Source organism: Paraburkholderia kururiensis JCM 10599 = LMG 19447, assembly GCF_003986935.1.
GTDB classification, from domain to species: domain Bacteria; phylum Pseudomonadota; class Gammaproteobacteria; order Burkholderiales; family Burkholderiaceae; genus Paraburkholderia; species Paraburkholderia kururiensis.
This window is the reverse complement of sequence record NZ_RJZE01000005.1, coordinates 283,498-299,967: the sequence shown is the minus strand read 5'-3', so window position 1 is coordinate 299,967 and position 16,470 is coordinate 283,498. Positions and strand designations below refer to the sequence as shown.

General features: G+C 64.1%; 17 protein-coding genes. 14 read left to right on the top strand and 3 right to left on the bottom strand.

The features are described from left to right. Window positions 1-17: 17 nt before the first annotated feature. From PKKP23_RS08280 to PKKP23_RS08250, 7 genes are all read left to right on the top strand, one after another. Window positions 18-932 carry a LysR family transcriptional regulator gene (locus tag PKKP23_RS08280; RefSeq protein WP_017777339.1) on the top strand — a complete coding sequence of 305 codons (915 nt, stop codon included), beginning with the start codon at window positions 18-20 and terminating at the stop codon, window positions 930-932. A 425-nt stretch (window positions 933-1,357) separates the two neighbouring features. Continuing rightward, window positions 1,358-2,197, top strand: coding sequence for an ABC transporter substrate-binding protein (locus tag PKKP23_RS08275; RefSeq protein WP_126876529.1), 840 nt, complete (start codon window positions 1,358-1,360; stop codon window positions 2,195-2,197). A 33-nt stretch (window positions 2,198-2,230) separates the two neighbouring features. After that, window positions 2,231-2,956, top strand: a complete 726-nt coding sequence (locus PKKP23_RS08270; RefSeq protein WP_126876528.1) for an amino acid ABC transporter permease — start codon at window positions 2,231-2,233, stop codon at window positions 2,954-2,956. Window positions 2,957-2,969: 13 nt separating this feature from the next. Next, on the top strand, window positions 2,970-3,617 hold the full coding sequence (locus PKKP23_RS08265; RefSeq protein ID WP_126876527.1) for an amino acid ABC transporter permease: 648 nt from the start codon (window positions 2,970-2,972) through the stop codon (window positions 3,615-3,617). Continuing rightward, entirely contained in the window at window positions 3,614-4,366 is a 753-nt protein-coding gene (locus PKKP23_RS08260; RefSeq protein ID WP_017777343.1) for an amino acid ABC transporter ATP-binding protein, read from the top strand. The genes PKKP23_RS08265 and PKKP23_RS08260 overlap by 4 nt, the downstream gene beginning before the upstream one ends. Window positions 4,367-4,442: 76 nt before the next feature. Then, complete coding sequence (locus tag PKKP23_RS08255) at window positions 4,443-5,225, top strand: IclR family transcriptional regulator (protein WP_420835886.1); 783 nt, start codon at window positions 4,443-4,445, stop codon at window positions 5,223-5,225. A 34-nt stretch (window positions 5,226-5,259) separates the two neighbouring features. Then, window positions 5,260-5,661 carry a RidA family protein gene (locus tag PKKP23_RS08250; protein WP_126876526.1) on the top strand — a complete coding sequence of 134 codons (402 nt, stop codon included), beginning with the start codon at window positions 5,260-5,262 and terminating at the stop codon, window positions 5,659-5,661. 22 nt (window positions 5,662-5,683) lie between these two features. On the opposite strand, the gene PKKP23_RS08245 is transcribed toward PKKP23_RS08250, so the two are convergent. Next, complete coding sequence (locus PKKP23_RS08245; RefSeq protein WP_126876525.1) at window positions 5,684-7,156, bottom strand: mannitol dehydrogenase family protein; 1,473 nt, start codon at window positions 7,154-7,156, stop codon at window positions 5,684-5,686. Between the two features lie 284 nt (window positions 7,157-7,440). On the opposite strand from PKKP23_RS08245, the gene manD reads away from it, so the two are divergent. From manD to PKKP23_RS08220, 5 genes are all read left to right on the top strand, one after another. Continuing rightward, a complete protein-coding gene (gene manD / locus PKKP23_RS08240) occupies window positions 7,441-8,649 on the top strand; it encodes a D-mannonate dehydratase ManD (RefSeq protein ID WP_126876524.1) in 1,209 nt (402 codons plus the stop codon). 10 nt (window positions 8,650-8,659) lie between these two features. Beyond that, window positions 8,660-9,697, top strand: a complete 1,038-nt coding sequence (locus PKKP23_RS08235; protein ID WP_126876523.1) for an L-idonate 5-dehydrogenase — start codon at window positions 8,660-8,662, stop codon at window positions 9,695-9,697. Window positions 9,698-9,778: 81 nt separating this feature from the next. Continuing rightward, window positions 9,779-11,071 (top strand): MFS transporter, encoded by a 1,293-nt coding sequence (locus tag PKKP23_RS08230; RefSeq protein WP_126876522.1) that lies wholly within the window; start codon window positions 9,779-9,781, stop codon window positions 11,069-11,071. 98 nt (window positions 11,072-11,169) lie between these two features. Further along, window positions 11,170-12,027: a GntR family transcriptional regulator gene (locus PKKP23_RS08225; RefSeq protein ID WP_126876521.1), complete on the top strand. Its 858-nt coding sequence runs from the start codon at window positions 11,170-11,172 to the stop codon at window positions 12,025-12,027. 65 nt (window positions 12,028-12,092) lie between these two features. Then, window positions 12,093-12,515, top strand: coding sequence for a hypothetical protein (locus tag PKKP23_RS08220; protein WP_126876520.1), 423 nt, complete (start codon window positions 12,093-12,095; stop codon window positions 12,513-12,515). Between the two features lie 32 nt (window positions 12,516-12,547). Here the strand turns inward: PKKP23_RS08220 and PKKP23_RS08215 are convergent, their stop codons facing one another. Beyond that, window positions 12,548-12,775, bottom strand: coding sequence for a hypothetical protein (locus tag PKKP23_RS08215; RefSeq protein WP_338120139.1), 228 nt, complete (start codon window positions 12,773-12,775; stop codon window positions 12,548-12,550). Window positions 12,776-13,034: 259 nt separating this feature from the next. After that, entirely contained in the window at window positions 13,035-13,982 is a 948-nt protein-coding gene (locus PKKP23_RS08210) for an SAM-dependent methyltransferase (RefSeq protein ID WP_126876518.1), read from the bottom strand. 305 nt (window positions 13,983-14,287) lie between these two features. Between PKKP23_RS08210 and shiA the strand changes: the two genes are divergently transcribed. Next, window positions 14,288-15,592 carry a shikimate transporter gene (shiA, locus tag PKKP23_RS08205; protein WP_126876517.1) on the top strand — a complete coding sequence of 435 codons (1,305 nt, stop codon included), beginning with the start codon at window positions 14,288-14,290 and terminating at the stop codon, window positions 15,590-15,592. Between the two features lie 92 nt (window positions 15,593-15,684). Beyond that, on the top strand, window positions 15,685-16,455 hold the full coding sequence (locus PKKP23_RS08200; protein WP_126876516.1) for an IclR family transcriptional regulator domain-containing protein: 771 nt from the start codon (window positions 15,685-15,687) through the stop codon (window positions 16,453-16,455). The last annotated feature ends 15 nt before the right edge of the window (window positions 16,456-16,470 follow it).

Genomic DNA, 16,470 nt, shown 5'->3' with positions numbered 1-16,470 from the left:
ACTTTGCGAGGCGCAGCGTGGACCTGAAGCAACTGGAGCATTTCGTTGCCGTTGCCGAAGAGCGGCATTTCACGCGTGCCTCACAGCGCGTGAACGTGGTGCAGTCCGGCCTTTCAGCTTCCATTCGCGCACTCGAAGAAGACCTGGGCGGTCCGCTCTTCGTGCGCAGCACGCGTCGTGTCGCACTCACGGCTGCGGGCGAAGTCCTGCTCGAAGAAGCACGCCGCGTGCTCGCTGCCGCGCGCGAGGCGCGCCACGCCGTGACGCAGGTGCATGGGCTTGCGCGTGGGCGGCTCAGCATTGGCGCCATTCACGGTCTTGCCCCTTTCATCGATTTGCCCGCATCGCTGGGCCGTTTTCGCGCGGCATTCAGCGGTATCGACATCGAGCTCACGCTCGACGGCTCACGCACGCTGATCGACGACGTTCGCGAAGGCCGCATGGACATCGCGTTCACGCAACCCGCCGTGCCGATTCCCGATGACCTCGGGCTGCGCATGTTCGCGTGCGAGGGCATGGTGGTGGTGTGCGGGGCGCGCCATCGCCTTGCCGGCGCGCATGGATTGAGCCTGTCCGATCTGGCCGGAGAGACCTTCGCAGACCTGCGTCCCGAATGGGGCATGCGCCGGCTCGTGGACCGCGCCTTCGCGGCAGCGGGACTGCATCGGCACATCGGTTTCGAGGTCAACGACATTCCCATGCTGCTGGATCTCGCGGCCGAAGGGCTCGCCATTGCGATGGCGCCCGAATCCGTGGCCGCTGCGCGAATGCGCGAGACGCGTGGCGCACCCATTGCCACGGCAGCACTCAACGAGGCCGACGAGCCGTGCTGGGAACTGGCAGCCGTGTTCAAGGGCAAAGAGGGCGAACCCGCAACGCCTGTGGCGCGCGCTTTTCTCGACATGCTCGGTTTGCCCGAGGTGGCTGCGTAACGACGTCTTTTGGCTTCTTTCGTTTCACCCGCCACACTTTTCGCGCGCGCATTTCGCGACATCAATCGCCGCATCTCAGACGGCATCTCGAACCGCCCCACATGTCGCCATCGATGCATATAGGGCAAGGCAAACACGCGTTCTGCCCACGGTAAAGCGAGCTTCGCTGTCGTGCTCCATGCCGCTGTGAAGCACCCTCGCTGCATCCTCACCGGTCCGCGTATTCCCCATTGCAGCCGTTTTTTTTCCATGAAACACTGCGCTCCATCTGCTGTGCCGGACGACGATCCGGTATATCGGACGGCGCGGCGACCAACCTTGATCCCGTCGCCGAACGCATCGTGCGCCTCATGCGGCGGCCTGCTTGTGCCCGTCTTTTTGCGCGTATTCGCATGGGATTCTTTACTCCGTATCGGGATCGAAAAATGAAACACGTCAGAGTGAGCGCGAAGTTCGCCGGTTTGTTCGTCGTAGCGGGTCTGCTCGCGCTGGCAGGCTGCACGAAAGTGGCAAGTCCCGGCGAAGGCGCGGCCGCGGCCGGCGGCTCCGCGTTGCAAGGCGTGTTGCAGCGCGGCACGCTGCGCGTGGGCGATTGCCTTACGTTCGCGCCGTTCGGCTTCTACAACAAAGACGGACAACCCGACGGCTACGACGTCGACCTCGCAAGGGAACTGGCGAAGGAAATGGGCGTGAAGCTCGAGATCGTGAACACGACCAGCGCGAACCGCATTCCGAATCTGCAGACTGACAAGGTGGACGTGGTGTTCTGTAACTTCACGCGCAACCTGGAGCGGGCGAAGGAGATCGCGTTCACCACGCCTTATGTGGTGGCAAGCGAGGCGTTGCTCGTGAAGAAGAGCAGCGGCATCAAGTCGGTGAAGGACATGTCGGGCCGCACTATTGCCACCGTGAAGGGGTCGACCAACGGCGACGAAGTGCGGGCACTCAACATCCCCGTCAAGATTCAGGAGTACGACAGCTCGCAGGCGGCCATTCTCGCCGTGAAGCAGGGCCAGGCCGACGCGATGATCGAGGACAACAACTTCCTCGCGTACCAGGCGAAGCTCGACCCGGACCTCGCCGTGACGGACGAAGCACTGGTGCCGCTCGAATACAACGCGTTCGGCGTGAAGGCCGGCGACCAGCAGTGGCTCAATTACCTGAACCTGTTCCTCTTCAACGTCAACGCGTCGAAGCTCAATGCGCAGCTGTACAAGAAGTGGTTCGGCGTCGATCCGCGCTATCCGCTCAACCCGCAGTTCTGAGCATAGCGTGCGGCACGCGCAGAGGGAGGCGAGATGAGTTACCAATGGCTGACACTATGGGGCTACGTGCCCGAGTTCGTGCGGGCCGCATGGCTCACGCTGCAGGTGACGCTGCTCGCCTTCTGTCTTGCGTTGGCGTTGGGTCTCGTGACCGCGCTTGCGGCCGGTTCGCGTGCACGTGTGCTGCGTTTCGCCGCGAGCGGCTACATCGAGGCGATCCGCAACACGCCGGTGCTGTTGCAGATCTTCATCGTATTTTTCGGCCTGCCGTCGCTCGGCGTGAATCTCGATGCGTACACGGCGGGCGTGATTGCGCTAGGTGTGAACGTCGGCGCCTACATGGCCGAGGTGTTTCGCGCGGGCATTCAGTCCGTGCCGCGCGGGCAGATCGAGGCCGCCGGCATTCTCGGGCTGGAGCGCACGCAGATCTTCATGGAAGTCGTGTTGCCGCAAGCCGCGCGCGCCGTGTATCCCGCGATCGTCAATAACCTGATCCAGCTGTTGCTGGGCACTTCGTTGTTATCGGCCATCGCATTGCCCGAACTCACCGGGACGGCAACGGTCATCAACTCGCGCACGCTGCTCTACATCCAGACGTTCGCGGTGACGCTGGTGGCGTATCTCGTGCTCAGCAACGCGCTCTCGTGGATTGCGGGGCGTATCGGCGCCCATCTGTTCCATCCGCCGCTCGTCGCACCACGTCGCACGCGCCGCGTGCTGCCGGTGCTGCGCGAGCCGAATCGCACGCGAGCCGGCTAAACGGAGACACGACATGTCAGCCGATCTGTTGATGTCCAGCCTCTCTATCCTGCTGCAAGGCCTGCTCATGACGCTCGCGCTTTCGGCCGCGTCAATCGCGGGCGGAACGGCGATCGGGCTCGTAGCGGCCGTGCTGCGCGCATTCGGCCCATGGGGCACGGCCCGCGTCGCAAAGCTCTACGTCGAGCTTTTTCGCGGCACGCCGATACTCATCACGTTGATGTTCATCTACTTCGGCGTGTCGTACTTCGGCTATGCAATCGATGTGTTTGCCGCGGGCGTGGTGGGCCTGAGCATCTATCAGGGTGCGTACATTGCCGAGGTGTTCCGCTCCGGCATCGAAGCCGTGCCCAGAGGGCAGTGGGAAGTCTCGCAGATTCTCGGGCTCACGAAGACGCAGGCGTTTTTCTCCGTCGTGCTGCCCCAGACCGGCAAGATCGTGCTGCCGCCGCTCGTGGGCCAATATCTCTCGCTCATCAAGGACACGTCGATCGTCAGCATGATCGGCATGTCGGAACTCATGCACGGTGGGCAGGCCATCGTGGATCGCATCGGCCAGCCCGTGCAGATCTACGGCCTCGTCGCCGTGCTTTATTTCGTTGTCTGCTTCCCGCTCTCGCAGTGGGTGCGTCGCCACGATCGAAGGAGACTGCCGTCATGACCACCGCGACTGCATCGAAACCTGTCATCAATCTCACGGGCGTCAGCAAGTCGTTCGGCGCCACGCAGGTGCTCAAGGACGTGAATCTGGACGTGCGGCCCGGCGAGGTGCTGGTGCTCATCGGCGCTTCGGGGTCCGGCAAGAGCACCGTGTTGCGCATCATGAGCGGTCTCGAAACCGCGGACGCCGGCGAGGTCTGGGTCAACGAGGTGCCGCTGCACGACGCACGCCGCGCGAAGGAAATTCGCGGGCACGTGGGCATGGTGTTTCAGCAGTTCAACCTGTTTCCGCACAAGACGGCGCTCGGCAACGTGACGCTCGCGCTCATCAAGGCGCGCGGCATGAACCGTGAAGAGGCGAACCGGCGTGGCATGGAAGCGCTGGACCGCGTGGGTCTTGCCGATCGCGCGGCGCACTATCCGAGCCAGCTTTCCGGCGGGCAGCAGCAACGCGTGGCGATTGCGCGCGCGCTCGCGGTGGAGCCCGGCATCATGTTCTTCGACGAAGCTACGTCCGCACTGGACCCGGAACTGGTGGGCGAAGTGACCGACGTCATGCGCGGCCTCGCGCGCGACGGCATGACGATGGTCGTAGTCACCCATGAAATGGGTTTTGCGCGCAAGACCGCGGACCGCGTGGTGTTCATGGACAAGGGCGTGATTGCGGAGCAGGGCGCACCCGAGCAGATTTTCGTGAACCCGCAGAACGAACGTACGCGGCAGTTTCTGCATCGCGTGCTGGACCACTGAAACGGCGCTGCGCACATGCGCGTGCCGGGCGCTGCGGGCAGGCGCCTCGACAACATCGAATCGACACACGACACACATGGCCGAGAAAGACGAAGGAATCTCCACGCCCGCATCGTCGCGGGCACGAGGCGTAGAACGCATCATCGACATCTTCAGGCAACTGCACACTGCCCGACGACCCATGACCATGCGCGAGCTGATCGAGGCAACCGGTGCGCCGCGCTCGAGCATCTACGAACTCGTGGCCATTTTCTCCGAGGCCGGCTGGCTCGAACTGAGCGGCGACGGCAGCGTGTTCTTCGGCCGCGAAATGCATTACTTCGGGGCGGACTACGCCGCGCACAACGACCTGATCAGCCGCGCGCATCAGTCCATCTTGTCGCTCGTGCGCAAGCACGATGAAACGGCGCAACTGTGCACGCTGGAAGGCAACAAGTACACGGTGATGCTCTCTGAGAGCAGCTCGCGGCCGTTCAACATCAGCTCCGACATCGGCGTGAAAGTGCCCATTCCATGGACCGCGACGGGCCGCCTGCTGCTGGGCCACCTGAGCGTCAACGAGATTCGCGCGCTGATTCCCGACGAAGACTTCGTGCTGGAAAACAGCACACGTATTGCGTTCGACGACTTCCTGCGCGACGTACAGCACGCCGACGCACAAGGTTATTGCTGTACGGAAGGCCTCTCGCATACATTCCGGCTCTGTATGGCCGCACCGATTCGCGACCGCGCGGGCACTGCGGTTGCGGCGCTGTGCTTCATGACGAGCCGCGACACGGACCCGAAGAAGCGCGAGCTGATGCTCGATGACCTGATCAAGTCGGCAAAGGCGCTATCGGAGCCTTACTCGCGGCTGTAACGCAAACCTGCATCGAGCAATGGAGCACAGCGACATGGAAGAAACGACGCGGTTCTGGATGGTGGAGGGCGCGCCGACGCCCGTGGGTCCTTTCTCGCATGCCACGGAAAGCGATGGCTGGATCTTCGTCACCGGCCAGATGCCCACTTCGCCGGACGACGACAGCGCGCCATTGCCCGAAGGCGTTGTGGCGCAGACACGGCGTGTCATGGACAACCTCGTCATCGTGCTGGAAGGGCTGGGTCTCGGCCTCGAACACGTGGTGTCGACGCGCATCTTCCTTACCGAGTTCAAGCGCGACTACGCCACCATGAACGCGACTTACGCCAGCTATTTTCCCAAGGGCCGACTGCCGGCGCGGACCTGCATCGGCGTGACAGGTCTTGCGCGCGACGCGCTGGTCGAGATCGACTTCGTTGCGCGTCGGCCGGGCTGATGGCGTTTCCGGCACGTGCACCTCACGCGTAGGCCGCGATGGCTTCCCGCGTGCCGTGGTGCAACGCCGTGAGTGCGTCGAGCAATGCGCGTCTTAACGGCTCGCTCTGTGCCAGCGCAGCGGGAAACACCTCGCGCACGTCGAGCAGAGCGTCCATCAAGGCACGATTGTTCTCTCCTGCCGATACCGCGAGCCCGTGCAAGCGTTCGGCCAGCGGGTCGTGAATCTCGTACGACGTACTGTCGTCGCGGCGCCCGCGCAGAAAACGCATCCAGGCGGCGACGGCGAGTGCGAGTCGATCGAAAGGCAGGTTTGCCTCGATGCGTTCGGCAATCGGCGCGACGAGGCGCGGCGGAATTTTCTGGCTACCGTCCATTGCGATCTGCGCGCAGCGATGTTTGAGCGCAGGGTTCGCGTAGCGTGTGAGCAATGCATCGCGATACGCGAGCACGTCGAACGAGGCGGGTACACGCAATGTGGGCGCAATGTCCAGCGTCATCATGGCGTGAATCAGACGGTGCAACTGCGGATCGGCAATCGCGGCGTCCACAGTGTCGATGCCCGCCAGCATCGAGAGATAGGCCATCGTCGAATGCGTGCCGTTCAGCATGCGCAGTTTGGCCATTTCGAACGGCGTCACGTCGTCCACGAGCTGCGCGCCCGCTAACTCCCATGCGGGACGTCCGAGCGGAAAGCGGTCTTCGATCACCCACTGACGAAACGGCTCGCAGGGCACGGGCGCAGCATCGCCGTATCCGTGGGCGGCCGCAGCGGATGCGCGGTCGGCGTCTGTCGTCGCCGGCACGATGCGATCCACCATCGTGGACGGAAAGGCTACCTCGGCGGCGATCCAGTCGGCGAGTGCCGGGTCGAGTGCGTGCGCGAATGAAGCGACCACCTGCCGCAGCGCCGCACCGTTGTGTGCAAGGTTGTCGCACGAGAGCACGGTGAACGGATTGCCGCGGCGCGCGCGCAATGCGGCCACGAGAATGCCGGGCACGGTCTTCGGCGAGTCGGGACGAGCGAGATCGTGCGCGATGTCGGGATGAGCGAAGTCGACGTTGCCGGTGCGCGTATCGCGGCAATAACCCTTCTCGGTCACGGTGAGCGAGACGATGCGTACGTGCGGATCGGCGAGGCGCGCAAAAAGCGCAGCCCGGTCATGCGGCATGGCGAGCACCTCGCGCAGCACACGCACGACCGTGATGCGCTCGCCTTCGGGCCCGCGTTCCACCACGCTATAAAGGCTGTCTTGTGCCATCAGCGCGTCGCGCTTCGTCACGTCGCCTTGCAGCGTCACACCGCAAATACCCCATTCCCCGCCCGCTGCAGTCATCGCCTCTTCCGTATAGAGCGCCTGATGCGCGCGATGAAAGTTGCCGATGCCGAGGTGCACGATGCCAATGCGCGGTTCGTGCCACGCGGTCGAAAGCAAATGATGGCCGAGCGAGGGCAACGCATGCCGCGTGAGACGTGATGTGTGAGCGAGGGTCATGACGGCTCGGAAAATGGGTGAATGAAGTGAAGAAGCCGGGGCGACGCACGTGAGTGTGCCTCAAGCCACGCGGTCTGGACGAGCCGCAAGCGCAATGCCGCGCAACGTCCGCGTTATCCCTGGGGCGACGAAAGGGCGATCCCGGCTTGTACGAGAATACTTGTATGGTAGCATGACCAAACCTTATCGAAAGACGCGAGCAGGCGACGTGTGCGAGCAGACAAAAGTCTCGTCGCCGTGCGTCTGAAAGCGTCATTTCCTCACCTCGCTGCAAGGATCGAAGAATGAAGATTGTTCGCGCGGACGTGATCGTCACGTGCCCCGGCCGCAACTTCGTCACGCTGAAGATCGTGACGGACGAAGGCCTGTACGGCATTGGCGACGCGACGCTGAATGGCCGCGAACTCGCGGTCGCTTCGTATCTCAAGGACCATGTGTGCCCGACGCTGATCGGGCGCGACCCTGGCCGCATCGAAGACATCTGGCAGTACCTGTACAAGGGCGCTTACTGGCGCCGTGGGCCCGTCACCATGACGGCGATCGGCGCCGTGGACATGGCCCTCTGGGACATTCTCGGCAAGGCCGCGAATCTGCCGCTGTACCGGCTGCTGGGCGGTGCCTCGCGCGACAGCGTAATGGTGTACGGCCACGCCACCGGCCGCGACCTTCCCGAGGCGCTGGAGCGCTATGCCGAGCACGTCGAGGCCGGTTACAAGGCGATCCGCATTCAGTGCGGTATCCCGAACATGGGTTCGGTATATGGCGTCTCGAAGCGCGCGGGCGCCTACGAGCCGGCGACAAAGGGCGCGGTGGACGAGCAGAGCTGGTCGACGGAGAAGTATCTCGATTTCGTGCCGAAGCTCTTCGAGGCGGTGCGCGAGCGCTTCGGCTTCGACACGCATCTGCTGCACGACGTCCATCATCGGTTGACACCCATCGAGGCGGCGCGTCTCGGCAAGGCTGTCGAACCCTACCGGCTCTTCTGGCTCGAAGACCCGACGCCCGCCGAAAATCAGGCCGCGTTTCGTCTGATTCGGGAACATACGGTAACGCCCATTGCGGTGGGCGAGGTGTTCAACAGCATCTGGGACTGCAAGCAGCTCATCGAAGAGCAACTGGTCGACTACATTCGCGCGACGCTCACGCACGCGGGAGGCATCACGCATCTTCGGCGCGTGGCGGATCTCGCGTCGCTCTACCAGGTGCGCACGGGCTGTCATGGTGCGTCTGATCTGTCGCCCGTCTGCATGGGCGCGGCGCTGCATTTCGACCTGTGGGTGCCGAACTTCGGCGTGCAGGAGTACATGGGCTATCCGGAAGCAGCGCTCGATGTCTTCCCGCACGCATGGCGCTTCGAGCGCGGCGTGATGCATCCGGGCGAAGCGCCGGGACACGGCGTCGATATCGACGAAGCGCTGGCGGCACGTTATCCCTACGATCCCGCGTGGCTGCCCGTCGCGCGGCTCGAAGACGGCACACTGTGGAACTGGTGAGGAGCTGACCATGCTGGCTGCGGTATTACACGAGCCCCAACGCATTCGTATCGACGAACTCGATCCGCCCGAACCCGCCGCGGGCCAGGTCCGCGTGCGCGTACGCGCGGGCGGCATCTGCGGATCGGACCTCTCGTATTACTTCAAGGGCAAGAGCGGCGACTTCGCGGTGCGCGAGCCGTTCATCCTCGGGCACGAAGCCGCGGGCGAGATCGACTGCGTGGGTGCAGACGTAACCGGCCTCGTGCGAGGGCAGCGCGTGGCCGTGAATCCTGGGCTCGCGTGCGGCACGTGCCGCTTCTGTCGCATGGGCATGCCGAACCATTGCCTCGACATGCGCTTCATGGGTAGCGCGTCCACGTTTCCGCACAGCCAGGGCATGTTCCGGCAGTTCATCGTGGTAGGCGCAACGCAGTGCGTGCCGGTGCCGGAAAGCCTCGGCTTCGCGCAGGCATCGATGGCCGAGCCGCTTGCCGTCGCGTTGCATGCGGTGAAGCAGGCCGGCTCGCTCGTGGGCGCACGCGTGCTGCTCGTCGGCTGCGGGCCTGTCGGATGCCTGTTGCTCGCCGTGGCGCGGCGTGCAGGGGCGCATCGCGTGGTGGCGGTGGATCTTTCCGGCAAGGCGCTGCAAGTCGCTCGTTCGGTCGGCGCAGACGAAACCGTGAACGCCGCCGATGCCGACCAGATCGCCCGCTGGTCAGCGCAGCGCGGCACGTTCGACGTCGTGATCGAAGCCTCGGGTAGCCCTGCCGGGCTTGATACCGCGCTGCGTTCGGTGCGTGCGGGCGGCACGGTGATGCAGGTGGGCAATCTGCCGGCAGGGCAATCGCCGGTGGCGGCCAACCTCGTGATGTCGAAAGAGATTCGCTACATGGGCTCGTTTCGTTTTGCCAACGAATACGCCGTTGCAACCGATGAAATCGCATCGGGCCGCATCGACCTGAGCCCTTTGATGACGCATTCGTTTTCGCTTGCCGAAGCGAATCGGGCATTCGAGATTGCCCATGACCGTTCGCAGTCGATGAAGGTGCATTTGAGTTTCGATTGACGACCGCCGGACCTGGCCGCATCTGTGGTCCCATGTTTTTCACCAGACGCCCGTCAAGAGGCGAATATCAGGAGACACTTCATGATCAGGAGTCAGCGCTGGTTCGTCGTCGCCCTGTTTTTTCTCGCGGGCATCATCAATTATCTCGATCGCGCGGCGCTTTCCATCGCGGCGCCGCTGATCCAGCAGGACCTGCACTTCTCGCACGCGCAGCTCGGCATCGTCTTCAGCAGCTTTTTCATCGGCTATGCATTGTTCAACTTCGTGGGCGGCGTGCTGTCTGACCGGTTGGGTGCGAAGCTCGTATTCGGTGTCGCGATGGGCGTGTGGTCGATCTTCTGCGGAGCCACGGCGCTTGCCACAGGAATCGTTTCGCTCATCGTGCTGCGCGTGCTGTTCGGCATGGGCGAAGGGCCGTTCAGCTCCACGAACAGCAAGATGGTCAACAACTGGTTTCCGCGCCGCGAAGTGGCGAGCGCCATCGGCGTGATCAGCTCAGGTACGCCGCTGGGCGGCGCGTTGGCGGGGCCCGTGGTCGGCTATCTCGCGGTGCAGTTCGGCTGGCGTTGGGCATTCGTCGGCATCATGCTGCTGGGTCTCGCATGGCTCGTGCTGTGGGTCACGACGACGACCGAGCGTCCACACGACCATCCGCGCATTTCCGGCGAGGAACTCGCGCTGATCGAGGCCGGACGGGCCGGGCAAGAAGCCGCCACGCTCGCGCCGGAGGGCGCTGCCGCGCCGCTCGGCTACTACCTGCGCAAGCCGCTCGTGCTCGCCACGGCGTTCGCGTTCTTCTCGTACAACTACGTGCTGTTCTTCTTTCTCTCGTGGTTCCCCACTTACTTGACCGAGGCACATCATCTGAGCCTGCGCGACATGAGCTTTGCCACAGTCATTCCTTGGCTGCTCGGCAGCATCGGGCTCGCACTAGGCGGTTTCGTGTCGGACGGCATTTTGCGCATGACCGGCAAGGCGCTGCTGTCTCGCCGCATCGTGCTGGCCGTCTGTCTTGGCGCCACGGCCGTGTGCGTCGCACTTGCGGGCCGTGTGGCAAGCGTGAGCGGCGCGGTGACGTTGATGTCGCTTGCCATCTTCTTCCTGTACGTCACCGGCTCCGTGTACTGGGCCGTGATTCAGGACACGGTGCCGCGCGAACACGTGGGTGGTGCAGGCGGTTTCGTGCACCTGCTCGCCAACCTCGCCGGCGTGATCGGCCCCGCGATTACCGGCTTCATCGTGGAAGCCACGCATGGTGCGTACGGCAGCGCCTTCGTGCTGGCAGGCGGTGTGGCCGTACTCGGATCGATCTGCTCCGCTATCTGGATTCGCGAGCCTCGTGCACGGGCTTTGAGCGTGAAACGCGCGTGGTAGGATGGCGCGGTTCGAGCCAGTCCGCACCGTTCGCGCTTTGCTGGGCCTTGCCGCGTTTTACTGGACTGTGCTCTGCCCATCCGCTTCGCTCAACCGAGATGAAATCCGCTTCGAACCGCACCTCCGCCACTGCGCGTGTTGACCCGGCTGTCGCTCCGCGCGCTGCGGCGCCACGCGCGTCGCGTGTCACGCGCGCGGGGCGTGCCGCAAGCACGGCTGCGGCACGCGTCGCACTGCCCGACCTCACCGATCAAGTGCAGCACGATTCGCACGAACCCATCGGCAAGCAGATTTTTCGTGCGCTGCGTGAGGCCATTTTCGTGGGACACATGACGCCCGGCACGCCACTCTCGGAGAAGGAAGTCTCCGAGATGTTCCATGTTTCGCGGCAGCCCGTACGTGAAGCGTTCATCAAACTGGTGGAAGCAGGCGTGCTTCAGGTGTTGCCGCAGCGTGGCACCTTCGTGAAGCGCATTTCGCCGCGCCAGGTTCGCGAAGGGCGGTTCATCCGCGAAGCGATCGAAACGGCAGTGGTGCGCAAGGCCGCTGCATCGATCAGCGACACCCAGTTGCAGGACCTGGCCGACAATATCCGCGAACAGAAAGTCGCGGCGCGCGCCAACGACACGGCAGCGTTCCTCACACTCGACGAAGCATTCCACCGCTCCATCGCGCAGTCCATCGACTGCACTGCCGCCTGGGACACCATTCAGGACATCAAGGCGCAGATGGACCGCGTGCGCTACCTCAGCTTGCCCGAGGTGTCGCCGCTCGATTTGCTGATCCGTCAGCACGCAAAGATTCTGGCGGCGTTGCGCACTCACGATGCCGGCGCCGCGGAGGAAGCAATGCGCGCGCATCTGCGTGAAATACTCGTCTCGCTCGGGCCCATCGCGGCGCGCAACCCCGACTGGTTCGAGGCCGACGAGCCCGAGCGCGTTCCGCTTTCCACCTGAAGTCCACTTGAGCGCGGGCCGAGCCGGGGCACCCGCGTGCACGAATCCATCGAAGAGAGGCGAACATGGACAACGCGTGGCAGTTCCAGCTCAGACTCACGGCGTCGGAGGCGCTGGCGCCCGGGCTGCGCAGCGATCCCTCCGGGCACGCGTATGCGCCGTTGCATGAGGTGCTGCAACGGCATGGCGCGCAGTTGGTGTGTCAGTACGACGCCTTTGCCGGCTATGTCAGCGAGGCCGAGAAAGAAGGCGTCGAAAGATATCCGCTTTATCAGTGGACGAAAGACACGATCGAAAACCCCGCGAAACAGGCGAAATACCTGAAGTCGTTCACGGTGTACGTGAAGGGCAACGAGGTGTACGGGAAGGATGTGGCCGACGCGCTGGAGCGTGAGCTACTGGCACTCGTGAATGAGGGTAGCGGTATCGAGCGCGTGGCGAAGTTCGATACGAATCCGGCCAACAATCCGCAGCCGCCTCAGCGCTGACTGCGGATTGCGCGGGCCGCGTGCGCAGCCTGCTACGAGCGGCGTGCCGAACTCTTGCGCACGGTGGCGTCGAACAGCGCCTGCGCGGCGGCCAGTTCGTCCAACGCCTGTTCGAGTTCCAGCACGGCGCGCGAGTGATCGCGCTGCGCGCTGTCCGTTGCGGACGGCTCGGCACGCGTCGCGCGAAACGCCATATCGACCTTGCGCGTCGCCCAAACGAATCGCTCCGCCGCGCTTGCTTCCCGTGAATGCGAGCTCATTGCCATAGGACTCTCCATTGTTCATGGTCTTCGCGGTGTTCGGACCGCGAGCCAACGTAGAGAGATAGCTTGCCAGGAAGCGCGCACAAACACCAGGACAATGTTGCTCACGGCACACGCAAAGTGTGCATCGGCGATATACCGTGCACGTACCGCTGTTAACTTTCCGCGAGCGGTGTTAACCTTGCCGTTTTTCCCGCTCGGCGGCGGCGCTCACACTCCTTCGCGCCATCGCAGTCCTGGCGTTTCGTGCCTTGTTTCAAGCCGGTTTTCGCGCGATGACGGTGGGGAACATCCGTGCATCGTCGTCGATGAATTCGACTTCCGTGAAGCCCGCTTCTTCGAGTTGCTGCGCCGTCTGGGCATGCGTGCGATACGCACTCCACTTCGCATCGATCACGCGCACGAACAGCAGATATTGCAGCTGGAGCAGGGCGGGCTGCGTCTTCGCCATATCCCAGGGCGAGTCGGCCGACATCGTGGGCGCAGGCGTGAGGAAACTCGTAATGAGCGTGCCGCCCGGCTTGAGCGCCTTGAAAAACGAGCGGTACAGCGCGACGACGCGCACGTCGTCCGGCTCGTAGATGTTCAGGCCGTTGCTGGTCAGCACGTCCACGGCGTTTTCGAGCGACAGCGACCAGGCGTCTTCGCGGCGCAGCGTTACGCGCTCGCTCAGCCCGCGCGTTTCGGCGAGTTTGCGCGCGGCATCGAGTGCCTGTTGATCGAGATCGATGCCCGTCAGCGTGACGTCCTCGAGCCCCGCGTAGTCGAGCAGCAACAGTTCGCCCATCAGCCCGCACGGCACCGATGCCAGCGCCATGCCGGGCGCGAGCCGCCTTTGCAACTGCTCGCGAAAGATGCCGAAACGCTGACGCGTGGCGAGCGTGGCCGGCAATGCTTCGAACACGCGTCGCTCCAGATCGGTGAGGGAATTCGCGAGCGCCGCCGAGGGGTCGTAGGTCACGAGTTGATGGGTCCACCACGCGTTGAGCCCGCGGTTCACCAACAGAAAGCGGCCCAGTTCGAAGCGGGAGAGTTCGTCGAGCAGCGCCAACTGCTGGTCGAGCGTGACGCCGGGCAGCGCCGGGGCCGCACGTAATCGCGACCTGGCCGATTCCAGCACGGCCTCAAAGCTTGCTTCTTCGCCGGGCCCGTGGGAGATCAGCCGGCCTTGCGCGGCGTCTGAAAGCGAGGTGGTTTTTTCCATGACTTTTGCACTTACCTTTCGTTGACCGATGCATCCCGACAGGACACGGGCGGCGCAAGCAGAGCGCCGTTGCCTTTTCGACGCGCGACGGCGCCTGGTGCTAACCCGAGGAGCGTTCGACTATTGCACGCGAGCGTGCGATTATCGAACGTCGACATTTCGGGCCCGATTGCTCTCGTGCGGCTGCCGCCACTATCCTGCAAGCCACGGACGATATCACCGTGGCGCGCATGGCGGCGGCGATCCGCGCAACGCTCGCCGCCGCGCCGAAGACATATCCAGATAGAAAGTTCAGGAGACACATCATGCATTCAGCCGTCGATTCATCGCGCCTCGCGTACGGGGACAACACGCGCAGCGAAGCCCGGCGGGCGGCGCTCGGCAGCTTCGTCGGCGCGGTGGTGGACTGGTACGACTTCCTGTTGTACGGCATCGTCGCGGCGCTCGTGTTCAACAGCGCCTTCTTTCCGAACGTGAGCCCCACGATGGGCACGCTCGCCGCATTCGCGACGTTCGGCGTCGGCTTCCTGTTCCGGCCGCTCGGCGGCATCGTATTCGGCCACTTCGGCGACCGCCTCGGCCGCAAGCGCATGCTCGTGCTCACGGTCATGATGATGGGCCTCTCCACCATGTTGATCGGCTTCTTGCCCACCTTCGCGAGCATCGGCTGGTGGGCGCCCGTGTTGCTCGTGACGCTGCGCGCCATTCAGGGCTTCGCGGTGGGCGGCGAGTGGGGCGGGGCTGCGCTGATGGCCGTGGAATCCGCGCCCGCGAAGAAGAAGGCGTTCTACAGCAGCGGCGTGCAGGTGGGCTATGGCGTGGGGCTCGTGCTGGCCACGGGGCTCGTCTCGCTGCTCAGTCATCTGCTCGACAACGCCGCGTTCAAGTCGTGGGGCTGGCGCCTGCCGTTCGTGTTTAGCGTGGTGCTCGTGCTGATCGGTCTGTGGGTGCGCTCCAGCATGGCGGAGTCGCACGAGTTCGTGGAAAAGGTCGAGAAGGGTCACCGCAAGCTGCGCATGCCCGTGATCGAGGCGCTGACCCGGCATCCGAAGGCGTTTTTGCTGATCGTTGCGCTGCGTCTGGCCGAGCTGTTCTCCATGTACATCGTGACGGCGTTCGCCCTCAGCTACTCCACGACGAACCTCGGCATGCCGCGCGAGTTCTTCCTCAATGTGAGCCTGCTCGTGGGCGCCGTGAGCTGCGTAACGATTCCGTGCTTTGCGTGGCTGGCCGACCGCTTCGGCCTGCGCCGCATCTACATGATCGGCGCGCTGATCGGCCTTGCGTGCGCCGTGCCGTTCTTTCTGGCCATGGAGGCGCGCTCGGTGGTCTGGATCACCGTCTTCGCCGTGCTGCTCGCCAACATGGCGCACGACATGGTGGTAAGCGTCCAGCAGCCGCTCTTCACCGAACTGTTCGGCGCCGAGTACCGCTACAGCGGCGCGGGCGTGGGCTACCAGTTCGCGAGCGTGGTGGGCGGCGGCTTCACGCCGTTCATCGCGGTGGCGCTCGTCAGCTTTGCCGGTGGCTCGTGGCACCTCGTGGCCGCGTATCTCTGTGCCGGCTGCGCGATTTCGCTGATCGTCGCCGCCTTCATGAAAAAGGCCTGAAAAAGGCCTGAAAAAAGCCTGATCCGCAACACATTGCGCCGCGGCTCGCCAGCCGCGCGCGCAACGATCGAACGACAACGGTCGCTACACCCATGAGCAAGACACCGCTGGCAAGGCGCGACTGGATCGCAGGGCTCGAAAAGGGCCTCGCGATCCTGGAAGCCTTCGACGACTCCCATCCCCGCATGACGCCCACCCAGGCCGCGGAGCGCACGGGCTTGACCCGCACCGCCGCTCGCCGCTATCTGCTCACGCTCGAGCATCTCGGGTATCTCTACACGGACGGCAAGCTCTTCGGACTCACGCCGCGCGTGCTGCGCGTCGGCTGGTCGTATTTCGATTCGGCGCGCCTGCCGCGCATGGTGCAGCCGTATCTGCAGCAATTGAGCGCGGCGATTGGCGAGGGCGTGTACATCAGCGTGCTCGATGAATGGGAACTCGTGTTCATTGCGCGCAACAGCCCGTCGCGCGTGATGACCACGGGCTTCGTGCTCGGTGCGCGCGTGCCGGCGCCGCTCACGTCGCCCGGCGTCGTGCTGCTCGCATTCGAGCCGGACGAGCACGCCGTGGTGGACTGGCTCAACTCGACCCCGCTGCACCCCTTCACGCCGCACACCATTACGGACCCCGCGAAGCTGTTGACCAGCATTCGGCGCGCCCGCGCGAAGGGCTACGCGATCATCGAGCAGCAATTGCAGGTGGGGGTAAGAGGCATCGCCATTCCGCTGAAAAACCGGCACGGCCAGGTGGTGGCGGCACTGAGCACCAACATGCCGATGGGCGACGAGACGGCGGACGCGTCGCTCAAGCGCGTGCTGCCGCACATGCAGGAAACGGCGCTGGCGATGCTGAACGTGCTTTGAATCGCTAAAGGGTGC